This window comes from Pseudoflavonifractor sp. SW1122, assembly GCF_012027765.1.
GTDB classification, from domain to species: Bacteria; Bacillota; Clostridia; order Oscillospirales; family Oscillospiraceae; genus Enterenecus; species Enterenecus faecium.
Map to the genome: position 1 here is coordinate 1 of NZ_SJOS01000008.1, position 19428 is coordinate 19428.

General features: G+C 58.9%; 21 protein-coding genes. 17 read left to right on the top strand and 4 right to left on the bottom strand.

Features of this window, described 5'->3' with window-relative positions:
* Positions 1–873: 873 nt before the first annotated feature.
* From acpP to E0L15_RS03325, 13 genes are all read left to right on the top strand, one after another.
* Entirely contained in the window at positions 874–1104 is a 231-nt protein-coding gene (acpP, locus tag E0L15_RS03265; protein WP_087234246.1) for an acyl carrier protein, read from the top strand.
* A gap of 61 nt (positions 1105–1165) precedes the next feature.
* On the top strand, positions 1166–1597 hold the full coding sequence (gene accB, locus E0L15_RS03270) for an acetyl-CoA carboxylase biotin carboxyl carrier protein (protein WP_168124533.1): 432 nt from the start codon (positions 1166–1168) through the stop codon (positions 1595–1597).
* Between the two features lie 5 nt (positions 1598–1602).
* Positions 1603–2988: an acetyl-CoA carboxylase biotin carboxylase subunit gene (gene accC / locus E0L15_RS03275; protein ID WP_087234242.1), complete on the top strand. Its 1386-nt coding sequence runs from the start codon at positions 1603–1605 to the stop codon at positions 2986–2988.
* Positions 2985–3854, top strand: a complete 870-nt coding sequence (gene accD / locus E0L15_RS03280) for an acetyl-CoA carboxylase, carboxyltransferase subunit beta (RefSeq protein ID WP_168124534.1) — start codon at positions 2985–2987, stop codon at positions 3852–3854. Before accC ends, accD begins: the two co-directional genes overlap by 4 nt.
* Positions 3847–4665, top strand: a complete 819-nt coding sequence (locus tag E0L15_RS03285; protein ID WP_168124535.1) for an acetyl-CoA carboxylase carboxyltransferase subunit alpha — start codon at positions 3847–3849, stop codon at positions 4663–4665. Before accD ends, E0L15_RS03285 begins: the two co-directional genes overlap by 8 nt.
* Positions 4662–5618, top strand: coding sequence for a beta-ketoacyl-ACP synthase III (locus tag E0L15_RS03290; protein WP_168124536.1), 957 nt, complete (start codon positions 4662–4664; stop codon positions 5616–5618). Before E0L15_RS03285 ends, E0L15_RS03290 begins: the two co-directional genes overlap by 4 nt.
* A 20-nt stretch (positions 5619–5638) precedes the next feature.
* Positions 5639–6565, top strand: a complete 927-nt coding sequence (locus E0L15_RS03295; protein WP_087392025.1) for a nitronate monooxygenase — start codon at positions 5639–5641, stop codon at positions 6563–6565.
* Positions 6562–7485 carry an ACP S-malonyltransferase gene (gene fabD, locus E0L15_RS03300; RefSeq protein ID WP_168124537.1) on the top strand — a complete coding sequence of 308 codons (924 nt, stop codon included), beginning with the start codon at positions 6562–6564 and terminating at the stop codon, positions 7483–7485. Before E0L15_RS03295 ends, fabD begins: the two co-directional genes overlap by 4 nt.
* An 11-nt stretch (positions 7486–7496) precedes the next feature.
* On the top strand, positions 7497–8240 hold the full coding sequence (gene fabG, locus E0L15_RS03305; protein WP_087371617.1) for a 3-oxoacyl-[acyl-carrier-protein] reductase: 744 nt from the start codon (positions 7497–7499) through the stop codon (positions 8238–8240).
* A gap of 18 nt (positions 8241–8258) precedes the next feature.
* Positions 8259–9503: a beta-ketoacyl-ACP synthase II gene (gene fabF, locus E0L15_RS03310; protein WP_168124538.1), complete on the top strand. Its 1245-nt coding sequence runs from the start codon at positions 8259–8261 to the stop codon at positions 9501–9503.
* Positions 9504–9508: 5 nt separating this feature from the next.
* A complete protein-coding gene (gene fabZ, locus E0L15_RS03315) occupies positions 9509–9937 on the top strand; it encodes a 3-hydroxyacyl-ACP dehydratase FabZ (RefSeq protein ID WP_087234227.1) in 429 nt (142 codons plus the stop codon).
* 67 nt (positions 9938–10004) lie between these two features.
* On the top strand, positions 10005–10457 hold the full coding sequence (locus E0L15_RS03320) for a MarR family transcriptional regulator (protein WP_168124539.1): 453 nt from the start codon (positions 10005–10007) through the stop codon (positions 10455–10457).
* 393 nt (positions 10458–10850) lie between these two features.
* Positions 10851–13889 (top strand): family 20 glycosylhydrolase, encoded by a 3039-nt coding sequence (locus E0L15_RS03325; protein WP_168124540.1) that lies wholly within the window; start codon positions 10851–10853, stop codon positions 13887–13889.
* 83 nt (positions 13890–13972) lie between these two features.
* Here the strand turns inward: E0L15_RS03325 and E0L15_RS03330 are convergent, their stop codons facing one another.
* Positions 13973–14104, bottom strand: a complete 132-nt coding sequence (locus E0L15_RS03330; protein ID WP_347565969.1) for a hypothetical protein — start codon at positions 14102–14104, stop codon at positions 13973–13975.
* 159 nt (positions 14105–14263) lie between these two features.
* On the opposite strand from E0L15_RS03330, the gene E0L15_RS03335 reads away from it, so the two are divergent.
* The 3 genes from E0L15_RS03335 to E0L15_RS03345 all read left to right on the top strand — a co-directional run bounded on the left by E0L15_RS03335 (position 14264) and on the right by E0L15_RS03345 (position 16467).
* Positions 14264–14695, top strand: a complete 432-nt coding sequence (locus E0L15_RS03335; protein WP_168124541.1) for a winged helix-turn-helix transcriptional regulator — start codon at positions 14264–14266, stop codon at positions 14693–14695.
* A 126-nt stretch (positions 14696–14821) separates the two neighbouring features.
* A complete protein-coding gene (locus E0L15_RS03340) occupies positions 14822–16045 on the top strand; it encodes an MFS transporter (RefSeq protein WP_168124542.1) in 1224 nt (407 codons plus the stop codon).
* Complete coding sequence (locus E0L15_RS03345) at positions 16042–16467, top strand: N-acetyltransferase (RefSeq protein WP_168124543.1); 426 nt, start codon at positions 16042–16044, stop codon at positions 16465–16467. The genes E0L15_RS03340 and E0L15_RS03345 overlap by 4 nt, the downstream gene beginning before the upstream one ends.
* 274 nt (positions 16468–16741) lie before the next feature.
* Here E0L15_RS03345 and E0L15_RS03350 read toward each other — a convergent pair whose 3' ends face one another.
* The 3 genes from E0L15_RS03350 to E0L15_RS03360 all read right to left on the bottom strand — a co-directional run bounded on the left by E0L15_RS03350 (position 16742) and on the right by E0L15_RS03360 (position 18988).
* Positions 16742–17527: an inositol monophosphatase family protein gene (locus E0L15_RS03350; RefSeq protein WP_168124544.1), complete on the bottom strand. Its 786-nt coding sequence runs from the start codon at positions 17525–17527 to the stop codon at positions 16742–16744.
* A gap of 110 nt (positions 17528–17637) precedes the next feature.
* Positions 17638–18018 (bottom strand): helix-turn-helix transcriptional regulator, encoded by a 381-nt coding sequence (locus E0L15_RS12635; RefSeq protein WP_168124545.1) that lies wholly within the window; start codon positions 18016–18018, stop codon positions 17638–17640.
* A 148-nt stretch (positions 18019–18166) separates the two neighbouring features.
* Positions 18167–18988: a DUF5131 family protein gene (locus tag E0L15_RS03360; RefSeq protein ID WP_168124546.1), complete on the bottom strand. Its 822-nt coding sequence runs from the start codon at positions 18986–18988 to the stop codon at positions 18167–18169.
* 150 nt (positions 18989–19138) lie between these two features.
* Here E0L15_RS03360 and E0L15_RS03365 point away from each other — a divergent pair, with 150 nt between their 5' ends.
* Entirely contained in the window at positions 19139–19342 is a 204-nt protein-coding gene (locus E0L15_RS03365; RefSeq protein WP_168124547.1) for an Arc family DNA-binding protein, read from the top strand.
* The last annotated feature ends 86 nt before the right edge of the window (positions 19343–19428 follow it).

A 19428-nucleotide genomic window follows, 5' to 3' on the forward strand; every position in this document is an offset into this window, starting at 1 on the left:
AGAAGGAGGAAGCCGGGGGCTTCCTCCTTTTTTATGAGTTTGACCGTCTAACCGCCCATGGTTCCGGCTTGCCAGCCTGGTGGGGACGCTCCCCGCTGGGGGTTCCTTTTGCTCGGTCAAAAGGAACCAAAACCCGCTTAGGGCGTTCCCCCCTAAGAACCTCCCTGGGGTACGAGGCTGGACCTGCGTCAAGTCTAAATTCGGCCCGTCACCTTTGCTGTGGCGCCTAGTTCTGCCACCACACCAGGCTATCTTGGCAGCTGGCCCTATAACCGGGCGGTTTCCACGTCCGGGCCTACCTTGGAGAAGCGGCGTTCCCGCCGCCGGGAGCCAGGCTCCCAATCGCTGGGAACAGCGGTTCCCCAGGATAAGGCCCTGGCGGTAGAAAGACAGCCTCACAGAGAAGCAGATATTTTAGGTAGAATTTCCATGCCATCTATGTGACCCCACCGGGCCAAGGGCCGAAACAAGGAGGACGCAGGGACACCCAGCACCGCGGGGTGGATTCCACAAGGCGGGGGAAGGCCCCGCCTTTGGCGATTCTTTCCCCGATTTCTCATCGCTGAGAAATCGGGCCCAGCGGAGCGTCCCCGCCTGGCTGGCAAGCCTGTGCCAAGGAGAAAAAGAAGGGCAATCTCCCGCGAAAGGGAGAGGGGGCGGGGAAGTTCGCAACCAGCAACTTCCCCACCTGGGAATTTTTGTTGTGCACCTCCACTATGATAAAACGTCGAACTTTATGGAACCTGCATGAATCTGTAAAACTTAAAATCACCCCTTGACTTTGAGGGCGATGGTGCTACAATGTACTTAAATTATTTTACTTAAATAATTTTAACTAAATTCAAAAAACACAAATTTAAAGGAGCTGTCAATATGGATTTCGAGCAGATTCGCGACATCATTGTGGAGACTCTCAACTGTGACGCCGACAAGGTGACCATGGACGCCCGTCTGGCTGAGGACCTGGACGCCGATTCCCTGGCTGCTGTGGAGCTGTCCATGGCTCTGGAGGAGGCCTTCGGTGTGACCATCGAGGACGAGGCTCTGCCCCAGATGAAGACCGTGGGCGACCTGGTGAACTATCTGGAGAGCCACCAGGGCTAATCGAAAGAGGAAAAGCAATGGCACCGGGGACCCCGGTGCCTTTTTTCCAAAAGGAGGAGCTATGACCAATCAAGAAATTTACGAGCTGATGGCTCGTTTTGACCAGAGTGGGCTGACCACTCTCAAGGTGACCCGCAAGGACTTTTCCCTGGAGCTGGGCAAGAACGTGACGGTGGCCGCCGCCCCGATGGCTTCTGTGGTGGGTGTTTCCACCATTCCCACACCTGAGGCTATGGCAGACCTTGTGGAAGAGGGCACCTTTGTCACCGCCCCCCTGGTGGGCACCTTCTATGCCGCCTCCGCCCCCGGGGAAGAGCCCTACGTCAAGCCGGGGCAGAAGGTGCAAAAGGGCGATGTGCTGTGCCTGGTGGAGGCCATGAAGACCATGAACGAGATCAAGGCCCCCTGTGACTGCGTGGTGGAGGAGGTACTGGCCCAGGATGGCGACCTGGTGTCCTATGGCCAGAACCTGATTCGCTACCGGGAAGGGTGAGCGGCATGTTTCGACGCATTCTCATTGCCAACCGGGGCGAGATCGCCGTGCGCATCTTCCGGGCCTGCCGGGAGATGAACATCCAGCCCGTGGTGGTGTACTCCCAGGGGGACGCCGACGCCCTCCACGTGCAGCTGGCGGAGGAGGCCTACTGCATCGGCCCCGCCCGCTCGGCCGACAGCTACTTAAATATGAACGCCATTCTCACCGTGGCCAAGCAGACGGGCTGTGACGCCCTCCACCCCGGGTATGGCTTTTTGTCGGAGAACGCCGACTTTGCCGACGCCTGTGCCCAGGCGGGCATCACCTTCATCGGCCCCTCCGGGGACGTCATCCGCAACATGGGCAACAAGGCCGCCGCCCGTAAGCTGATGCAGCAGGCCGGGGTGCCTGTGGTGCCCGGCTCCGACGGAGCGGTGGACACCCCCGAGCAGGCCAAGGCCCTGGCCGACGCCATGGGCTACCCCGTGCTCATCAAGGCCGCCGCCGGCGGCGGCGGACGGGGCATGCGCCGGGTCTACGAGCCCGACCAGCTCATCCCCCTGTTCCAGGAGGCACGCAGCGAGTCCATCGCCTGCTTTGGCAGCGATGAGATGTACCTGGAAAAGCTCATCGTCAACCCCCGCCACATCGAGTTCCAGATCATGGCCGATGGGCAGGGCAATGTCATCCAGCTGGGGGAGCGGGACTGCTCCATCCAGCGGCGCAACCAGAAGATGTTGGAGGAATCCCCCTCCAAGGCCCTCACCCCCGAGCTGCGGGAGAAGATGGGGGCGGCGGCGGTGGCGGCGGCCAAGGCGGCCGGATACGTCAACGCCGGTACGGTAGAATTTGTCCTCTCTCCGGAAGGAGAGTTTTACTTCATAGAGATGAACACCCGTATCCAGGTGGAGCACCCGGTCACCGAGATGGTCACCGGGCTGGACCTGGTGCGGGAGCAGATTCGGGTGGCCTCCGGGCTGCCCCTGTCGGTGACTCAGGACCAGGTACAGCTCCATGGCCACGCCATTGAGTGCCGCATCAACGCCGAGGACCCCACCCACGACTTCCGGCCCACCCCCGGCCACGTGGACTTTCTCCACATGCCCGGCGGCTGCGGGGTGCGGGTGGACAGCGGCCTGTACGGCGGCTACGACCTGCCCCCCTACTACGACTCCATGATGGCCAAGATTATCGTCCACGCCCCCACCCGGCTGGACGCCATCCGGCGCATGCGCCGGGCCCTGGAGGAGCTGGTCATTGAGGGCACCACCAACAACATTGATCTGCTCCACCAGATCTTGTATCACCCCGACTTTGTCCGGGGCAGCTATCACACCGGGTTCATGGATGCCAATCTGGACACCCTGCTGGCCTGGAGCAATCCTGCTGAGGAGGAGAAGAAGGCATGAGTTCTGTGTTTCAACGGCGCAGACAGAAGCTGCTGGCCCTGAAGGCCATGCACAGCGTGTCCGCCTCGGTACACCCCCACAGCAGTGAGGTGTGCAAAAATTGCGGCGGCGAGGTGCCCCACCGGGACCTGGTGGCGGCGGGGTACGTGTGCCCCCTGTGCGGCTACCACCACCCCATTGGCGCCTACTATCGCCTGAGCCAGATTTTGGACCGGGGCAGCTTCCGGGAGCTGGACGAGGAGCTGGCCTCCGCCGACCCCCTGGACTTTCCCGGCTATCGCCAGAAGCTGACCAAGGCCCAGGCCAAGACGGGCATGAACGAGGGCGTGGTCACCGCTCTGGGCCGCATTGGCGGCACGAAAGTGGCGGTGGGCGTGCTGGACAGCCGCTTCTTTATGGGCAGCATGAGCGCCGCCCTGGGTGAAAAGGTCACCCGGCTGGTGGAGCAGGCCGCCAAGTCCCGGCTGCCCCTCATCCTCTTCGCCGCCAGCGGCGGAGCCCGGATGCAGGAGGGCATTTTGTCCCTGATGCAGATGGCCAAGACCTCGGCGGCCCTGGAGCGGTTCTCCCGCCGGGGCGGCCTGTACATCTCGGTGCTCACCCACCCCACCACCGGCGGCGTCACCGCCTCCTTTGCCAGCCTGGGCGACATCATGCTGGCCGAGCCGGGGGCTCTCATCGGCTTTGCCGGGCCCCGGGTCATTGAGCAGACCATCGGCCAGGAGCTGCCCGAGGGCTTCCAGAGCGCAGAATATTTGTTGGAGCACGGCTTTTTGGACGCTGTGGTTCCCCGCAGTCAGATGCGGGAGACCCTCATCCGGCTGCTGAAGCTCCATGGAAAGGCAGGTGCAAACCGGGATGGCTGAGTATACCGCTGCTGAGCGCGTGGCGCTGGCCCGCAACACCGCCCGTCCCGGGGTGGTGGACTATGTCCAGGGCCTGTTTACCGACTTTTTTGAGCAGAAAGGGGACCGCCTGTGCGGGGAGGACCCCAGTATTTTCGGCGGCATCGGCCTGTTCCACGGCCGTCCCGTCACCGTCATTGGCCACCGCAAGGGCAAGGACCTGGCCGAGCGCATGGCCTGCCGCTTCGGCATGCCCAACCCCGAGGGATACCGCAAGGCCGGACGGCTCATGGACCAGGCGGAGAAGTTTGGCCGCCCGGTGATCACCTTCATCGACACCCCCGGCGCCTACCCCGGCCTGGAGGCGGAGGCCAGAGGCCAGGGCGAGGCCATCGCCCGGATGCTGGCCAAGATGTCCGCCCTCACCGTGCCCACCATCGCCATTGTCACCGGAGAGGGTGGCAGCGGCGGCGCCCTGGCTCTGGGCGTGGGTAACCGGGTGCTGATGCTGGAAAACGCCGTGTATTCCGTCCTCTCTCCCGAGGGCTTTGCGGCCATCTTGTGGAAGGACGCCTCGAGGAGCGATGAGGCCTGCGAGGTGATGAAGCTCACCGCCGCCGACCTCTTGGAGCTGGGGGTCATCGACCGGGTGATCCCTGAGCCCGCTGGCGGAGCCCACACCGATGTGGCCGCTATGGTACACACCTTGGACCGGGTGCTCCAGGAGGAGTTGGCGGGCCTGAGCCGCATGAGCGGCCACGCCCTGTTCACCGGTCGATATGAAAAATTTAGAGCCATGGGCGCAAAGGCCCTGAGAAAGGAGCGCACATGAGTGGCATCAAATTGCTGGCCACGGGCAGTGCCCTGCCCCAGCATGTCATAACCAACCAGGATTTTGAGAAAATCGTGGACACCAGCGACGAGTGGATTCGGACCCGCACCGGCATCGGTGCCCGCCACCACTGTCGGGGGGAGGAGTGCCACACCAGCCTGTGTCTGGACGCCGCCCGCAAGGCCCTGGAGCGGGGGGGCATTGACCCCCAGCAGATCGGGGTGTGCCTGGTGGCCACCCTCACCCAGGATCACCTGACCCCCGCCACCGCCTGCGTGCTGCAAAAGGAGCTGGGGTTCCAGGAGGACACCATTTGCTTTGACTTGAATGCCGCCTGTTCCGGCTTTGTCTACGCCCTGCACACGGCCGAGTGCCTGCTGGCTGCCGCAAAGCGCAAGTACGCCCTGGTGCTGGGGGCTGAGGTGCTCAGCCGGGTCATGGACCTGACGGACCGCAGCACCTGCGTGCTCTTCGGAGACGGCGCTGGCGCTGCCCTGGTTCAGTGGCGGGAGGACTACCCCTCCATCCACGCCGTGCTGGGCTGCCGGGGCAACGACCGGGTGCTCACCATCCCCGGGGTCAACAAGGGTGAGCCCTCTGTGATTCACATGGAGGGACAGGATGTGTTCCGCTTCGCCGTGGAGGCCCTGCCCCGGTGCGCCCGGGAAGTGGCGGAGAAGGCGGGCATCACCCTGGACCAGGTGGACCGCTTTGTGCTCCACCAGGCCAACCAGAGAATCATCAATTTTGCCGTGAAGAAGCTGGGGGTAGACCCGGCCAAGTGCACCGGCAATATCGAACATACCGCCAACACCTCGGCGGCCAGCGTACCCATTTTGCTGGACGAGCTGGTGCAAAACGGAGACGTGAAGCCCGGAGATAAGGTCCTGTGCGTGGGCTTCGGCGGCGGACTGACCTGGGCGGGCGCTCTGCTGGAAGTGGCCCAGGGCTGAGAATGGAGGATTGAACAGATATGAAGTTAAATGAACTGCTGGGAATTGAGTTTCCTTTGATTCAGGGCGGCATGGCCAACATCGCCACCGGCGCCTTCGCCGCCGCTGTGTCCAACGCCGGCGCTCTGGGTCTGGTGGGCTCCGGCGGCTGGGACGCTGAGACCCTGCGGAAGGAAATTCGCATCGCCAAGGAGCACACCGACAAGCCCTTCGGCGTCAACCTCATGCTCATGAACCCCCACATCGACGACCTGGCCAAGGTCGTGGTGGAGGAGGGGGTGGCCGTGGTCACCACCGGCGCCGGAAACCCCGGCAAGTACGTCCCCGCCTGGAAAGAGGCGGGCATCCGGGTCTTCCCCGTGGTGGCGGCTCCCATCCTGGCCAAGCGCCTGGAGCGTCTGGGTGTGGACGGCTTCATCGCCGAGGGCACCGAGAGCGGCGGACATGTGGGTGAGATGACCACCATGGCCCTGGTGCCCCAGGTGGTGGACACCGTGTCCGTCCCCGTCATCGCCGCCGGCGGCATTGCCGACGGCCGTCAGCTGGCCGCCGCCTTTGCCCTGGGCGCCTGCGGCGCTCAGATCGGCACTTGCCTGCTGGCCAGCGAGGAGTGCCCCATCCATGAAAACTACAAGAAGGCGGTCATCAAGGCCAGCGCCACCGACACCATTGTCACCGGCCGCACCACTGGCGCTCCCGTGCGGGTGCTGAAGAACAAGATGGCCCGGGAGTATGTGCGCATGGAGAAGGATCACCTGCCCCTGGAGGAGCTGGAGAAGCTGACTCTGGGCTCTCTGCGCCGGGCTGTGTTTGACGGCGACGTGGACACCGGCAGCTTCATGGCCGGTCAGGTGGCCGGTATGGTCCATGAGGTGCGCCCCCTGCGCCAGATTTTTGAGGATCTGATGGCAGGCTATGACAAGACCGTAAAGGAGATGCAGGGATGAGCATTGCGTTTTTGTATGCCGGACAGGGCAGCCAGCACCCGGGCATGGGTGCCGACCTGTACGAGACCTACCCCCAGTTCCGGGCCGTGCTGGACGGGGCGGACCTGGACTTTGATGTCAAAGAGGTCAGCTTCCAGGACAGCCAGGGGGTTTTGAATGAGACCCGGTACACCCAGCCCTGCATGGTGGCCTTCGCCGTAGGCGTCACCCAGATTCTCAACCATGAGGGCATCCGCCCCGACTACGTGGCAGGCCTGAGCCTGGGCGAGTACTCCGCCCTCCAGGCTGCCGGGGTGTTCAACCCTCAGCAGGCCATCTCCCTGGTGGCCTTCCGGGGCAAGGTGATGGCCGAGGCCGCCAAGGGCGTGCCCTGCGGCATGACCGCCGTGCTGGGCCTGGACCGGGAGAAGCTGGAGCAGGCCTGTGAGCAGGCCAGCGCTCTGGGTGTGGTGTGCATCGCCAACTACAACTGCCCCGGTCAGCTGGTCATCGGCGGCCACCAGGAGGCGGTGGACGAGGCCGCCCGCCTGGCCAAGGAGATGGGCGCGCGCCGCTGCATGCCCCTGAAGGTCAGCGGACCCTTCCACACCCCTCTGTTGAAGCCCGCCGGGGACGCTCTGGCGGAGAAGTTCAAAGGGGAGACCTTTGGCGAGATGCAGGTGCCCGTGCTCTTCAACTGTCTGGGCCGTGAGAAGGGCCCCGACGACACCATTCCCGCCCTGCTGGAGCGCCAGGTTCAGTCCTCCGTGTACATGGAGGACACCATCCGCCGTCTGGCTGAGTTGGGTGTGGATACCATCGTAGAAATCGGACCGGGGAAGGTGCTCAGCGGCTTTGTGCGCAAGACCACCCCCGAGATCAAGACTTATGCCGTGGAGACCGTGGCCGACGTTCAGGCCCTGGTCCAGGCACTGAAATGAGGGATTCGACCATGTCATTGAAGGGAAAAGTGGCCATCGTCACCGGCGGCAGCCGGGGCATTGGCCGAGCCATCTGCCTGGAACTGGCCGCCCAGGGGGCCAATGTGGTGTTCTCCTACGCCGGCAACGACGCCGCTGCTCAGGAGACCCTGGCTGCCCTCACCCAGCTGGGTGTGGAGGCACGCAGCTTCAAGGGTGACGTCACCGACGCCGAGGCCGTGAAGAACCTGGTGGACACCGCCGTCAAAGAGCTGGGCGGGGTGCACATCCTGGTCAACAACGCCGGAATCACCCGGGACGGCCTGGCCATGACCATGAAGGAAGAGGACTTTGACGCCGTGGTGAGCACCAACCTGAAAGGCACCTTTTTGTGCATGAAGGCGGTGACCCGGCCCATGATGAAGGCCAAGTATGGCCGCATCGTCAACCTCAGCTCCGTGGTGGCCCTGCGGGGCAACCCCGGCCAGGTCAACTACTGCGCCAGCAAGGCTGGCGTCATCGGTATGACCAAGTCCCTGGCCAAGGAGCTGGCCGGACGGGGCATCACTGTCAACGCTGTGGCCCCCGGCTACATCGCCACCGATATGACCGCCGCCCTGCCCGAACAGGCCCGGGAGGCCATGCTCACCACCATCCCCGCCCGCCGGGCAGGCACCCCCGAAGATGTGGCCAAGGCCGTGGCCTTCCTGGCCAGCGACGGGGCCGGATACATCACCGGCCAGGTGCTCAGCGTGGACGGCGGCATGGGCATGTGACCAGACAAGGAGGAAATTATGGGAAACAAACGCAGAGTTGTCATCACTGGCATGGGCACTGTCAACCCCCTGGGCCACAACGTGGCGGAGAGCTGGCAGGCAGTGCAGGAGGGCGTGTGCGGCATCGACACCATTACCCTCTATGACCCCACCGACCGCAAGGTGAAGCTGGCCGCCGAGGTGAAGAACTGGGACCCCACCACCGTGCTGGATAAGCGGGAGGTCAAGCACATGGCCCGCTATGCCCAGTTTGCCATGGTGGCCGCCCGGGAGGCCTTTGCCGACAGCGGCCTGGAGAAGGAGAAGCTGGACCTGACCCAGTGCGGTGTCATCGTCTCCAGCGGCGTGGGCGGCATCGGCACCACCGAGGCCGAGCAGACCCGTGGCTTGGAGAAGGGCTTCGACCGGGTCAACCCCTACTACATCCCCGAGGCCATTGCCAACATGGGTGCCGGCCTCATTGCCATCGACCTGGGCTTCCGGGGTATGTGCACTTGCCCCGTCACCGCCTGCGCCGGCGGCTCCAACGCCGTGGGCGATGCCTTCCGCCACATCCGGGACGGCTACGCCACTGTGATGGTGTGCGGCGGTGCCGAGGCCGCCGTGACCCCGCTGTCCATCGGCGGCTTTACCACCATGCGGGCTCTCCACACCGGAGAGGATAAGAACGCCGCCTCCGTGCCCTTTGACGCCCGCCGCAGCGGCTTTGTCATGGGCGAGGGCGCTGGTATCCTGGTGCTGGAGGAGCTGGAGCACGCTCTGGCCCGTGGCGCCAAGATCTACGCCGAGATGGTGGGCTACGGCGTCACCTGTGACGCCTACCACATGACCGCACCCGCCCCCAACGGCGAGGGCGGCGCCCGTGCCATGGCTCAGGCCCTGGCCGACGGCGACATGAAGCCGGAGGACGTGGACTACATCAACGCCCACGGCACCTCCACCCCCCTCAACGACTCCGGCGAGACCGCCGCCATCAAGACCGTGTTCGGCGACCACGCCTACAAGCTGGCCGTGAGCTCCACCAAGTCCATGACCGGCCACATGCTGGGCGCTGCCGGCGGCGTGGAGGCCATCTTCACCGCTCTGGCCGTGAAGGAGGACTACATCCCCGCCACCATCAACTACCAAGAGCCCGACCCCGCCTGTGACCTGGACATCGTGCCCAACCAGGGCCGCCACGCTACCGTGCGCTGCGCTCTGTCCAACTCCCTGGGCTTCGGCGGCCACAACGCCTGCGTGCTCATGAAGAAGTGGGAGGGCTAAAGGCTATGCAGTACAATTCCAATGAGATCGCCCAGATCATGCCCCACCGCTATCCCTTCGCCCTGGTGGACAAGATCGTGGACGGAGAAGAGGGCAAGTGGGCCAAGGGAATCAAGTGCGTCACCGTCAACGAGCCCTTCTTCCAGGGCCACTTCCCCCAGTACCACGTGATGCCCGGTGTGCTCATTCTGGAGGCCCTGGCCCAGGTGGCCGGCATCACCGTGCTGTCCATGGAGGAAAACCGGGGCAAGCTGGGCTTCTTCGGCGGCATCAAGAACGCCCGCTTCCGCCGCCAGGTGGTGCCCGGCGACGTGCTGGAGCTGGAGTGCACCATCATCAAACAGAAAGGCCCCGTGGCCGTGGCGGAAGCCAAGGCTGTGGTGGACGGTCAGGTGGCCGTCACCGCCGAGCTCACCCTGGCGCTGGGCAAGTAAATTACCGGGCTTTTGTGTGAAATCTGGAACTATGTACCATAAAACAGACGGACACGGAGGCAACGGAATGTTGGAGGAGCGATTCGGAGCGGTGTATACCAAGTTTAAGCTCCATTTTTACCAGGAGATTTTCGCCCATTTTCAGAATCGGGAGGCCAGCCTGACCACGGTGGAGACCTTCGCCATGGAGACCATCCAGGCCCTGGGCACCCCCACCGTCAACGAGTTTGCCACCTTTATGCGCATCTCACCCCCCAATGCGGCCTATAAGATCAACAGTCTGGTGCGCAAGGGGTACCTGACCAAGGTGCAGTCGGAGCAGGACAAGCGGGAATACCACCTGCAAGTGACCCAGAAATACCGGGATTACTACAATGTCAGCACCGACTACATTCGAAAGGTCATGGAGCGCATCAAAGAGCGCTTTAGCCCCGAGGAGTGCGACAAGCTGGAGGAGATGCTGGCCATCGTCAGCCAGGAGCTGATGCCGGAGGTCAACCTCCCCGGCGAGACGGGCTGAGCCCCTCACTGACAAGCAAATGCTGGAAAAAAGACCCGCCGATGGCGGGTCTTTTTTTGCCCTTTTTTCCGGGACAGAGGACAAAACCCAATAAAAGCTGACATTTTGTGGGGAAATGTTGACAACCTGGTGATGTCGTGGTAAACTATACCAGAATTACCATGGAGATTTATGCGTTTCCACTAGTTTTATATGGGGGAAGGCAGCTGCAACTTCCAGGTAAGGCAGGTGAAGGATGGAGAATGGAAGGGGGAGCGCGGACCGGCGTTCCCGATGATGTGCACGGCTTTGCCCCAGGCCATAGAGCAGCCATAGAGCGACGGCTCGGGCTGTGATGATTGATAAAACGTGCGTAGGTAAAGGAAGTTTATGTACCACAAGGAGGTAAGAGTAGTGAAACTATTCAAACGGGCTATGCCCATCCTGCTGTCTGCTGCAATGGCTGCCAGCATGCTGCTCCCCGCCGCTGCCGCCAATCAGGGCAGTGGGGAGACCACCACAACTGCCACTGAGGGCTCTTACGACAAGTCCATCGTCATGGTGGACGCTGGCCGTAAGTATTTCTCCGTGGACAGCCTGAAGTCCATCATCGACAGCGCTTCTTCCGCTGGCATGCACTATGTGATGCTGGGTCTGGGCAACGATGGTATGCGTTTCCTGCTGGACGACATGTCCCTGACTGTGGGTGACACCACCTACACCAGCGAAGAGGTGTCCACCGCCATCCACGCTGGCAACGAGGCTTACAGCGACTTTGAGGTGGACGAGCTCACCGAGGACGACATGGACGCCATCATGTCCCATGCCGATTCCAAGGGCGTGGAGATCATCCCCCTGATCAACACCCCCGGCCACATGGACGCCATCCTGGACACCGCTGAGGCCCTCACCGGTGTGGACTGCGCCTATGGCACCTCTCAGCGCACCATTGACATCACCAACGAGACCGCCACCAGCTTTACCAAGGCGTTCCTCCAGAAGTACATCACCTACTTCGCCAGCAAGGGCTGCACCCTGTTCAACATGGGTGTGGACGAGTACGCCAACGATGCCGGCGGCATGGGCTTCCCCAAGCTGGTAGCCAATGGCCAGTACGACGACTTTATCAAGTACGTCAATGAGGTGTCCGCCATGGTCAAGGAGGCCGGCATGACTCCCATGGCCTTCAACGACGGCATCTACTACGACAACACCACCGATCAGGGCACCTTCGACCAGGACATCATCATCTGCTATTGGTCCTCCGGTTGGTGGGGCTATGACGTGGCCAAGCCCGCCTTCCTGGCTGAGCAGGGCCACCAGCTGGTGAACACCCACGGCGACTGGTATTGGATCGTGGGCGGCAACAAGTGCACCGCCGACAAGGCCAGCCAGTTTAACATCAACAACTTCATGGGCGGCACCATCGAGGACCCCGTGGGCGCCATGTTCTGCATCTGGAGCGACGTGCCCCAGGCTCAGACCGATGCCAGCGTGGCAGAAGAAGTGGCCGACGTCATCGCTGCCTTTGGCTCCGCTCTGCCTGAGACTCCCGAGCGCCACGTCCACGGCGACGCCTCTCTCAACGAGTATGACAAGTCCTTTGTCATGGTGGACGCTGGCCGGAAGTACTTCTCCGTGGACAGCCTGAAGTCCATCATCGACAGCGCTTCTTCCGCTGGCATGCACTATGTGATGCTGGGTCTGGGCAACGACGGTATGCGCTTCCTGCTGGACGACATGACCCTGACCGTGGGCGGCACTACCTACACCGACAAGCAGGTCTCCGACGCCATCCACGCTGGCAACGAGGCTTACAGCGACTTTGAGGTGGACGAGCTCACCGAGGCCGAGATGAACGAGATCCTGTCCTACGCCGCCACCAAGGGCGTGGAGATCGTGCCTCTGATCAACACCCCCGGCCACATGGACGCCATCCTGGACACCGCTGAGGCCCTCACTGGCGTGGACTGCGCCTATGGCACCTCTCAGCGCACCATTGACATCACCAACGAGACCGCTACCAGCTTCACCAAGGCGTTCCTCCAGAAGTACATCACCTACTTCGCCGACAAGGGCTGCACCCTGTTCAACATGGGTGTGGACGAGTACGCCAACGATACCGGCAGCATGGGCTTCCCCAAGCTGGTAGCCAATGGCCAGTACGATGACTTTATCAAGTACGTCAATGAGGTGTCCGCCATGGTCAAGGAGGCCGGCATGACTCCCATGGCCTTCAACGACGGCATCTACTACGACAACACCACCGATCAGGGCACCTTCGATCAGGACATCATCATCTGCTATTGGTCCTCCGGTTGGTGGGGCTATGACGTGGCCAAGCCCGCCTTCCTGGCTGAGCAGGGCCACCAGCTGGTGAACACCCACGGCGACTGGTATTGGATCGTGGGCGGCAACAAGTGCACCGCCGACAAGGCCAGCCAGTTTGACATCAACAACTTCATGGGCGGCACCATCGAGGACCCCGTGGGCGCCATGTTCTGCATCTGGAGCGACGTGCCCCAGGCTCAGACCGATGCCAGCGTGGCAGAAGAAGTGGCCGACGTCATCGCCGCCTTCGGTTCCACTCTGCCCGAGACGGCCGAGCGCAATGTGCACCCCATCATTGCCGGCAGCAAGGTCCTGCTGCAGAAGACCTATGACTACGCTCTGACCCTGTCCACCGAGGGCGTCACTGACACCGCCAAGGCCGCCTTTGAGACCGCTCTGGCCAACGCCAAGATCGTGCTGGACAAGGAGAACGCCACTCAGGACGAGATCGACGCCGCTTGGGACGCCCTGCTGGAGGGCATCTGGGGCCTGGGCCTCACCCAGGGCGACAAGACCATGCTGGAGCAGCTGATTGCCAAGGCTGAGAGCATGATCCCCGACCAGGACAAGTACGTCCAGGACAACTGGCAGACCCTGGTGGACGCTCTGGCCGCTGCCAAGGAAGTGGACGCTGACGGCGACGCCATGGACGAGGACATCCAGCCCGTGGCAGATGCTCTGTTCAACGCCATCCTGGCCCAGCGCTTCAAGGCTGACAAGTCCATCCTGGAAGACCTGATTGCTCAGGCTGCGAACATGGATACCACCGGGGCCAGCGAGGCCGCCGTGGCCACCTTCCGCACCGCTCTGGCCAACGCTCAGGCTGTCATGGCCAACGAGTCCCTCTCTGAGGACGACCAGGCCACTGTGGACGCCGCTGTGGCTGTTTTGAGCGACGCCATGAACGGCCTCACCGCCGGTGGCGCTCCTGAGACCACCGACAAGCCCGAGGCTACCGATAAGCCTCAGACCACTGACAAGCCTCAGACCACCGAGAAGCCCGAGAACAACGTGCCCCAGACTGGCGACTCCGCCCAGGTGATGGTGTACGTGGTGGCTCTGGCTGCCGCTGTGTGCCTGCTGTCCGGCGCCACTGTCGTGGCCCGCAAGAACCGCGGCTAATCTCCCAGTTTCATAAAAAAGTACGGTCAGCGTCAGCTGACCGTACTTTTTATGCCTTTTATAGAAATGAATGACGGGTGTCCTCAGAACTCCAGTGAGACCGCCTCAGCGATGCGGGCGCCGATGGGGCCGTTGTGGGCGAACATGTCGCTGGGCTGGGTGGGGATGAGGGGGTTGCCCTGGTAGTCCCGCACCTGGCCCCCGGCCTCTTCCACCAGCAGGATTCCGGCGGCGAATGCTCATGTGCCATAAAGTAACACACGATAATTTGAAAGGCAGCAGCCACATTATTCCTCAAAAACTATTGACTTATGTACGAAATCGGATATAATAAAAAATGTACGAAATCAGACATATGAAGAGGAGGATAAATTTTGCACTATTTAGAAACAGGGCAATACACCTATTTAGCAGGAGAAATCAATGCTTTATACCACGAGGCAGCTGTAAAAATGGGTATTTCAGATAGCGTTCAAAATATTCTATATGTCCTTTGTGAGAAAGATGGGCAATGCCTGCAAAGTGAAATTAGTAAGCTTACAGGTATCAGTCGCCAAACAATCAATTCTGCTATTCGTAAATTGGAGAAAGAAGGAATCGTCTATCTTGAACAAGGGAAAGGCAGAAATACAATTCTCTGTCTCACTGGAAAGGGAAAGAAATTTTCGGCAGAAAAAATAATACCTCTGCATGAGATTGAAAATAAAATTTGGAACGAATGGACGGAGGAAGAACAGCGGCAATATTTAACGCTTACAAAAAAATATCGTGATGGATTAAAAAAATATCTGGAAGCCATGTTATAAAAACAGAAATCAAAATCTTTTGAAGGGAGGTGGCTTGATGTCGGCAATAGCATAATAAGGGGATTATCACATTTGATATTGTCCCCTGTTTGAAAAACTATTTTGAAAATTAGAGGACAATTTGATATGAAAAAAACACAAAAATGGAAATCAAAGTTTATGACTGTTGCCTTGGGACAAGCAGTTTCGATGTTAGGCAGTCATGGTGTTCAGTTTGCCCTGATTTGGTGGCTTGCTGAAACAACATCTTCGCCGTTAATGCTGGGAATATCGGGGCTTGTCGCCTATCTCCCAATGACTTTATTCAGCCCATTAGCAGGAATTGCCGCCGATCGTTATAACCGAAAATTTATCTCTATATTTTCGGATATGGCAATGGGTACAGTTGCGCTGATTTATGCAATTTTACTGTTCTTTTTTGAACTGCCTGTGTGGACAGTATTTATAATGCTGTGTGTCCGGGGGATTGGAAGTACATTCCAACAGCCGGCAATACAGTCGATTATTCCGCAGCTTGTACCAAAAGACCAGTTGGTAAAAACAAACGGGTGGATGCAACTTCTAAATTCCGGCTCATTTTTATTAGGCCCGGTGATTGGTGCGTCTTTGTATGCGATCTTTCCAATGTCGGTCGTTTTAATGAGTGATGTAGCAGGAGCAATTTTAGCAAGTATTGCGTTAGCTGTTGTTAAAATCCCAAAACTTGAAAAAACAGCGCAAGAAGAACAGCATTTTATAGCAGAAATTAAAGATGGATTGCAGGTATTCAAAGAAGATAAAAAATTGTTTTATGTCGTGATTGCAGAGGCTCTTTGTATGTTCTTCTATGCGCCACTATCTTCCTTTTATCCGCTCATGACAAGTGACTATTTTAAATTATCGGCAATGTATGGCAGCGTTGTGGAATTGTCTTTTGCAATCGGTATGATGGCATCTTCCCTTTTATTTTCCAGTGTGCTGAAGATAAATCGTAAAATCAGAGTTTCGTTCATCGGCTTGTTTGGAATGGGAATGATGTCGCTGTTCTGCGGTATCATACCGCCTACTTATGTTGGCTGGTTTTTCTTTGTAGGAGGTTGTATCTGTTTAGGCGCTTCTGGAAATGTCCATACAATCCCGTTGACTGCCTATATGCAGGAAACCATATCTCCAGAAAAAATGGGGCGAGCATTTTCGGTACTTACCTTGATTTCTTCTGTTACAATGCCAATCGGCTTGCTTTTTAGCAGCCCAATAGCAGAAAACGTAGGTGTAAATGTTTGGTTCTTCATATCCGGTTTGTGTATCATGATTCTTACTGCTGGTATTTTAATCCGCTATTCTTCAAAATGCGGAAAGGAGAAAAGATGATCCGTGAATTTCAAATTTTAGATACAGAGCAGGTTATGAAGCTATGGTTTTGGGGGAATGTAGACGCTCATCCTTTTGTGTCAGAGGAATACTGGCATTCACATTTCAATGAAGTGCAAGAAGCATTATTACAGGCAAAAGTTTTCGTCTATGATATAAATGGAAAAGTTCTGGGCTTTATTGGTTTGATGAATGAATACATTGCTGGAATTTTTGTGGACAGAAACTACCGTTCTACTGGAATTGGTACGCAGCTTCTAACTTATGCAAAACAAAAATATGATACGCTTTCTTTGAGTGTATATCAACAAAATTTACGAGCAGTTGCTTTCTATCACAGGGTGGGATTTTCAATTCTGTCAGAAGGAGTTGATGAAGATACGGGCGAAAAGGAATATACAATGTGTTGGGGAAAACTATGAAAAATGATTATACGAGAATAGCAAAGCCAGCCGAGCCAGTCAACGGTCAAGATGAACGGGCTACGCCCGCCGTTGACAGCCCCGCCCACCTTTGCTGGTAGGCAATCAAGGGGCGACAGCAAGGACTGCTGCCGCCCTGTACTATTATTTAGAGAGGGGGAATTTTCATGACTGACCAGAAAGCCTATCGAGAGTATATCTGGTGTGGTGTCAACGAAGATGTGAAGCTGACCGTTCTTTTTATGCCTTTAATAGAAATGAATGACGGGTGTCCTCAGAACTCCAGTGAGACCGCCTCAGCGATGCGGGTGCCAATGGGGCCGTTGTGGGCGAACATGTCGCTGGGCTGGGTGGGGATGAGGGGGTTGCCCTGGTAGTCCCGCACCTGGCCCCCGGCCTCTTCCACCAGCAGGATTCCGGCGGCGAAGTCCCAGGGCTTCAGGCCCCGTTCCAGATAGGCGTCCATCCGGCCACAGGCCACATAGGCCAGGTCCAGGGAGGCGGTGCCCATGCGGCGGATGTCAGCGCCCACCTCGAACAGGCGGCGGAACAGGGCGAAGTTTGTCTCTGCCAGCTGCTTTTGGTAGGGGCTGGTGCCGATGGCAATGAGGCTGTCCGCCAGCTCCTGCTGGTCGCTGACGTGGATGGGCTCGCCGTTGCGGAAGGCGCCCTGTCCCCGGACGGCGTGGAACATCTCTCCGTTGAAGGGGTTGTATACGATGCCCAGCATGACCTGGCCACCTTCCACCAGGGCCAGAGAGATGGCGCTCATGCCCAGGTCATGGATGAGGTTGCAGGTGCCGTCCACCGGGTCCAGAATCCACATGGGGGCGTTGGGGTCCAGATGGGCGTTGGACTGCTCCTCACTCATGAACTGGATGTGGGGCCAGCGCTTGGGCAGTTCTTCCCCGAAAAAGCCCTGGACGGCCATGTCCACCTGGGTGACGTAGTCCGCCCGGCCCTTCTTGCGGATGTGGGTAGAGCCCTCCCGGTCGTAGAGCAGCTTGCCCGCCTGGCGGACCAGCTCCATGAGGGCATGGATATCAATGTCTGTGTGCATGGGAATGTCTCCTCTCGCAGTGGGGTGATTCTGTGAGCACAGTATAACCCCGGAGGAGGGTGGATGTAAAGGGGCGGGAGGGAGATGAAGAGAAAAGGATATCGCCAAGGTCATCCGTTCCACCCATACCGCAGCACGAAATAAATCACATAGACCCAGTTCAGCAGCCCGTGGAAGATGGCCCACCCGATGGAGTGCCAGTTCACATAGGAGATCACCATGGCCAGAGCGGCGCCAAAGGACAGCCCCTTGGTGGCGTTTTGCACGGTGGTATTCTTGACGATGGTGGTGGTCTGCTTGGCTCCGTAGATCAGTTCTTCGATGGTGACGTCCAAAATCTCAGCGATTTTGTGGAGGGTCTCAATGTCCGGCTGGGTTTTGCCGTTCTCCCAATTGGACACCGCCTGACGGGTCACATTGAGCTGCTGGGCCAGCTCGTCCTGGGTCATCTGTTTTGCCGTGCGAAATTTTTTGATGTTCTTGCCAACCATACGGGCACCTTCCTTTTCTGGGGAGTTCTCCACTATGATAGGGGAGAAGACCCCCAAATGGCAAGCAACGATTTGTTGCGTGGGGAGGAAACAAAAGATTTCCACGAAAAAAGCGTCCAATGTGGAAGCTTGTTTCCATGGGACGCTGCTAGGGCTGGCATCGGCCGCACCAGCGGCACCCGTTGCAGGTCTCACGCCGGGCACAGGTGGCGCACCGCTTTTGAAGGGGAATCTCCTGAGCTGGGGCGGGATATTGCAGCCCGGAGCGCAGGGCCTGCACATGCTGATAGGCTTTGCAGATGTGATACTCCTTCCCGTCTTTGACAAAGCGGTCCCCGGTGCCAAAGAAGGTAAAAGGCACCTGGTATTGTCGGCACTGGTCATAGAGCTGTTTCACCCATTCATAGTGCAAGGGCCTGGCTCCTTCGTAGTTTTCCCCGTCTGCGATCACGTGTTCCAGCTGTCCGGTGGCCAGGTAGGGGGACAAATCCACCGGCCCTAGAAAGGGGGCTACCATGACGCCCTTGTGTTTGGCGGGAATGTCCAGGAGGATGGGGAGCCGCTCGTCGGCCCGCCGTTGGTTTTCTGCCGTGACATTCAGGGACACGTGGTCCCAGCCGTCCAGCCAGTCCCAGGGTAGGCACTCCCGGATGCGGTGGGCCCGCTTGGTCAGGAGGAAGAAGTGGACGTCGGAGCGCTGGCGGATCATGTCCCACACCTCGTCCCGCCACGGGTCCGCCTCTTCCAGAAAGAAGTCGCTGGTCATACATACCCGGAGGGATTCTCCGCTCTTGATTTTATAGTTGCCCTGTCGGTCCTTTTTCAAGGGCAGGTTAAAGTTGGTTTTGACCTTGTAAATGTCGCCGCCAAAGCGGTCCCGCTGGCTGTCCTGGTAAAACATGTAGCAGTGGTCGCAGCCCTCGCTGAACTTGCGGCAGCCGTGCCAGGGGTTCCAGATATCCCGACTCATGGTGGGCATTCCTCCTTCCTCCAGGGGTATGGGTAGATACAGTATAAGTTTTGGATGGGAGAGCGTCAAGGAGGGGGAGAGCAAATACAGCGCCATGTAAACATGTCTTATGGTATAATGAACACACAATATATCTATAAAGGTGATTTTATGGCAATTAAAAGTGTGTCTATTCGCATTGAGGAAGAAATGCTGGAGAAGCTGGGCTTTGTGGCCGACTATGAGGGGCGTTCGGTCAACAGTCACATTCTGGTTTTGATTCGGGAGAATATCAAAGCTTTTGAGCAGGAGTACGGGAAAATTGACGGGACTATCCGCCCCGACGTGAATGTGAAGCCAGGCAGGAAGAAATAAAAGAAGTCCACAAGATATCACCTCTCGTCCATCATACCAAGTATGCATTGCAAATACAATGCATACTTTCCAGAAATCGTGGGATA

What these genes read in the sequence shown, in the direction of transcription:
- E0L15_RS03340 (WP_168124542.1), top strand. Translation starts at nt 14,822, where the DNA reads ATGAAAAAAACACAAAAATGGAAATCAAAGTTTATGACTGTTGCCTTG.
- E0L15_RS03285 (WP_168124535.1), top strand. Translation starts at nt 3,847, where the DNA reads ATGGCTGAGTATACCGCTGCTGAGCGCGTGGCGCTGGCCCGCAACACC.
- E0L15_RS03350 (WP_168124544.1), bottom strand. Translation starts at nt 17,527, where the DNA reads ATGCACACAGACATTGATATCCATGCCCTCATGGAGCTGGTCCGCCAG.
- E0L15_RS03365 (WP_168124547.1), top strand. Translation starts at nt 19,139, where the DNA reads ATGGCAATTAAAAGTGTGTCTATTCGCATTGAGGAAGAAATGCTGGAG.
- accC (WP_087234242.1), top strand. Translation starts at nt 1,603, where the DNA reads ATGTTTCGACGCATTCTCATTGCCAACCGGGGCGAGATCGCCGTGCGC.
- E0L15_RS03295 (WP_087392025.1), top strand. Translation starts at nt 5,639, where the DNA reads ATGAAGTTAAATGAACTGCTGGGAATTGAGTTTCCTTTGATTCAGGGC.
- E0L15_RS03290 (WP_168124536.1), top strand. Translation starts at nt 4,662, where the DNA reads ATGAGTGGCATCAAATTGCTGGCCACGGGCAGTGCCCTGCCCCAGCAT.
- fabG (WP_087371617.1), top strand. Translation starts at nt 7,497, where the DNA reads ATGTCATTGAAGGGAAAAGTGGCCATCGTCACCGGCGGCAGCCGGGGC.
- fabF (WP_168124538.1), top strand. Translation starts at nt 8,259, where the DNA reads ATGGGAAACAAACGCAGAGTTGTCATCACTGGCATGGGCACTGTCAAC.
- E0L15_RS03320 (WP_168124539.1), top strand. Translation starts at nt 10,005, where the DNA reads ATGTTGGAGGAGCGATTCGGAGCGGTGTATACCAAGTTTAAGCTCCAT.
- E0L15_RS12635 (WP_168124545.1), bottom strand. Translation starts at nt 18,018, where the DNA reads ATGGTTGGCAAGAACATCAAAAAATTTCGCACGGCAAAACAGATGACC.
- E0L15_RS03360 (WP_168124546.1), bottom strand. Translation starts at nt 18,988, where the DNA reads ATGAGTCGGGATATCTGGAACCCCTGGCACGGCTGCCGCAAGTTCAGC.
- fabZ (WP_087234227.1), top strand. Translation starts at nt 9,509, where the DNA reads ATGCAGTACAATTCCAATGAGATCGCCCAGATCATGCCCCACCGCTAT.
- accD (WP_168124534.1), top strand. Translation starts at nt 2,985, where the DNA reads ATGAGTTCTGTGTTTCAACGGCGCAGACAGAAGCTGCTGGCCCTGAAG.
- acpP (WP_087234246.1), top strand. Translation starts at nt 874, where the DNA reads ATGGATTTCGAGCAGATTCGCGACATCATTGTGGAGACTCTCAACTGT.
- fabD (WP_168124537.1), top strand. Translation starts at nt 6,562, where the DNA reads ATGAGCATTGCGTTTTTGTATGCCGGACAGGGCAGCCAGCACCCGGGC.
- accB (WP_168124533.1), top strand. Translation starts at nt 1,166, where the DNA reads ATGACCAATCAAGAAATTTACGAGCTGATGGCTCGTTTTGACCAGAGT.
- E0L15_RS03345 (WP_168124543.1), top strand. Translation starts at nt 16,042, where the DNA reads ATGATCCGTGAATTTCAAATTTTAGATACAGAGCAGGTTATGAAGCTA.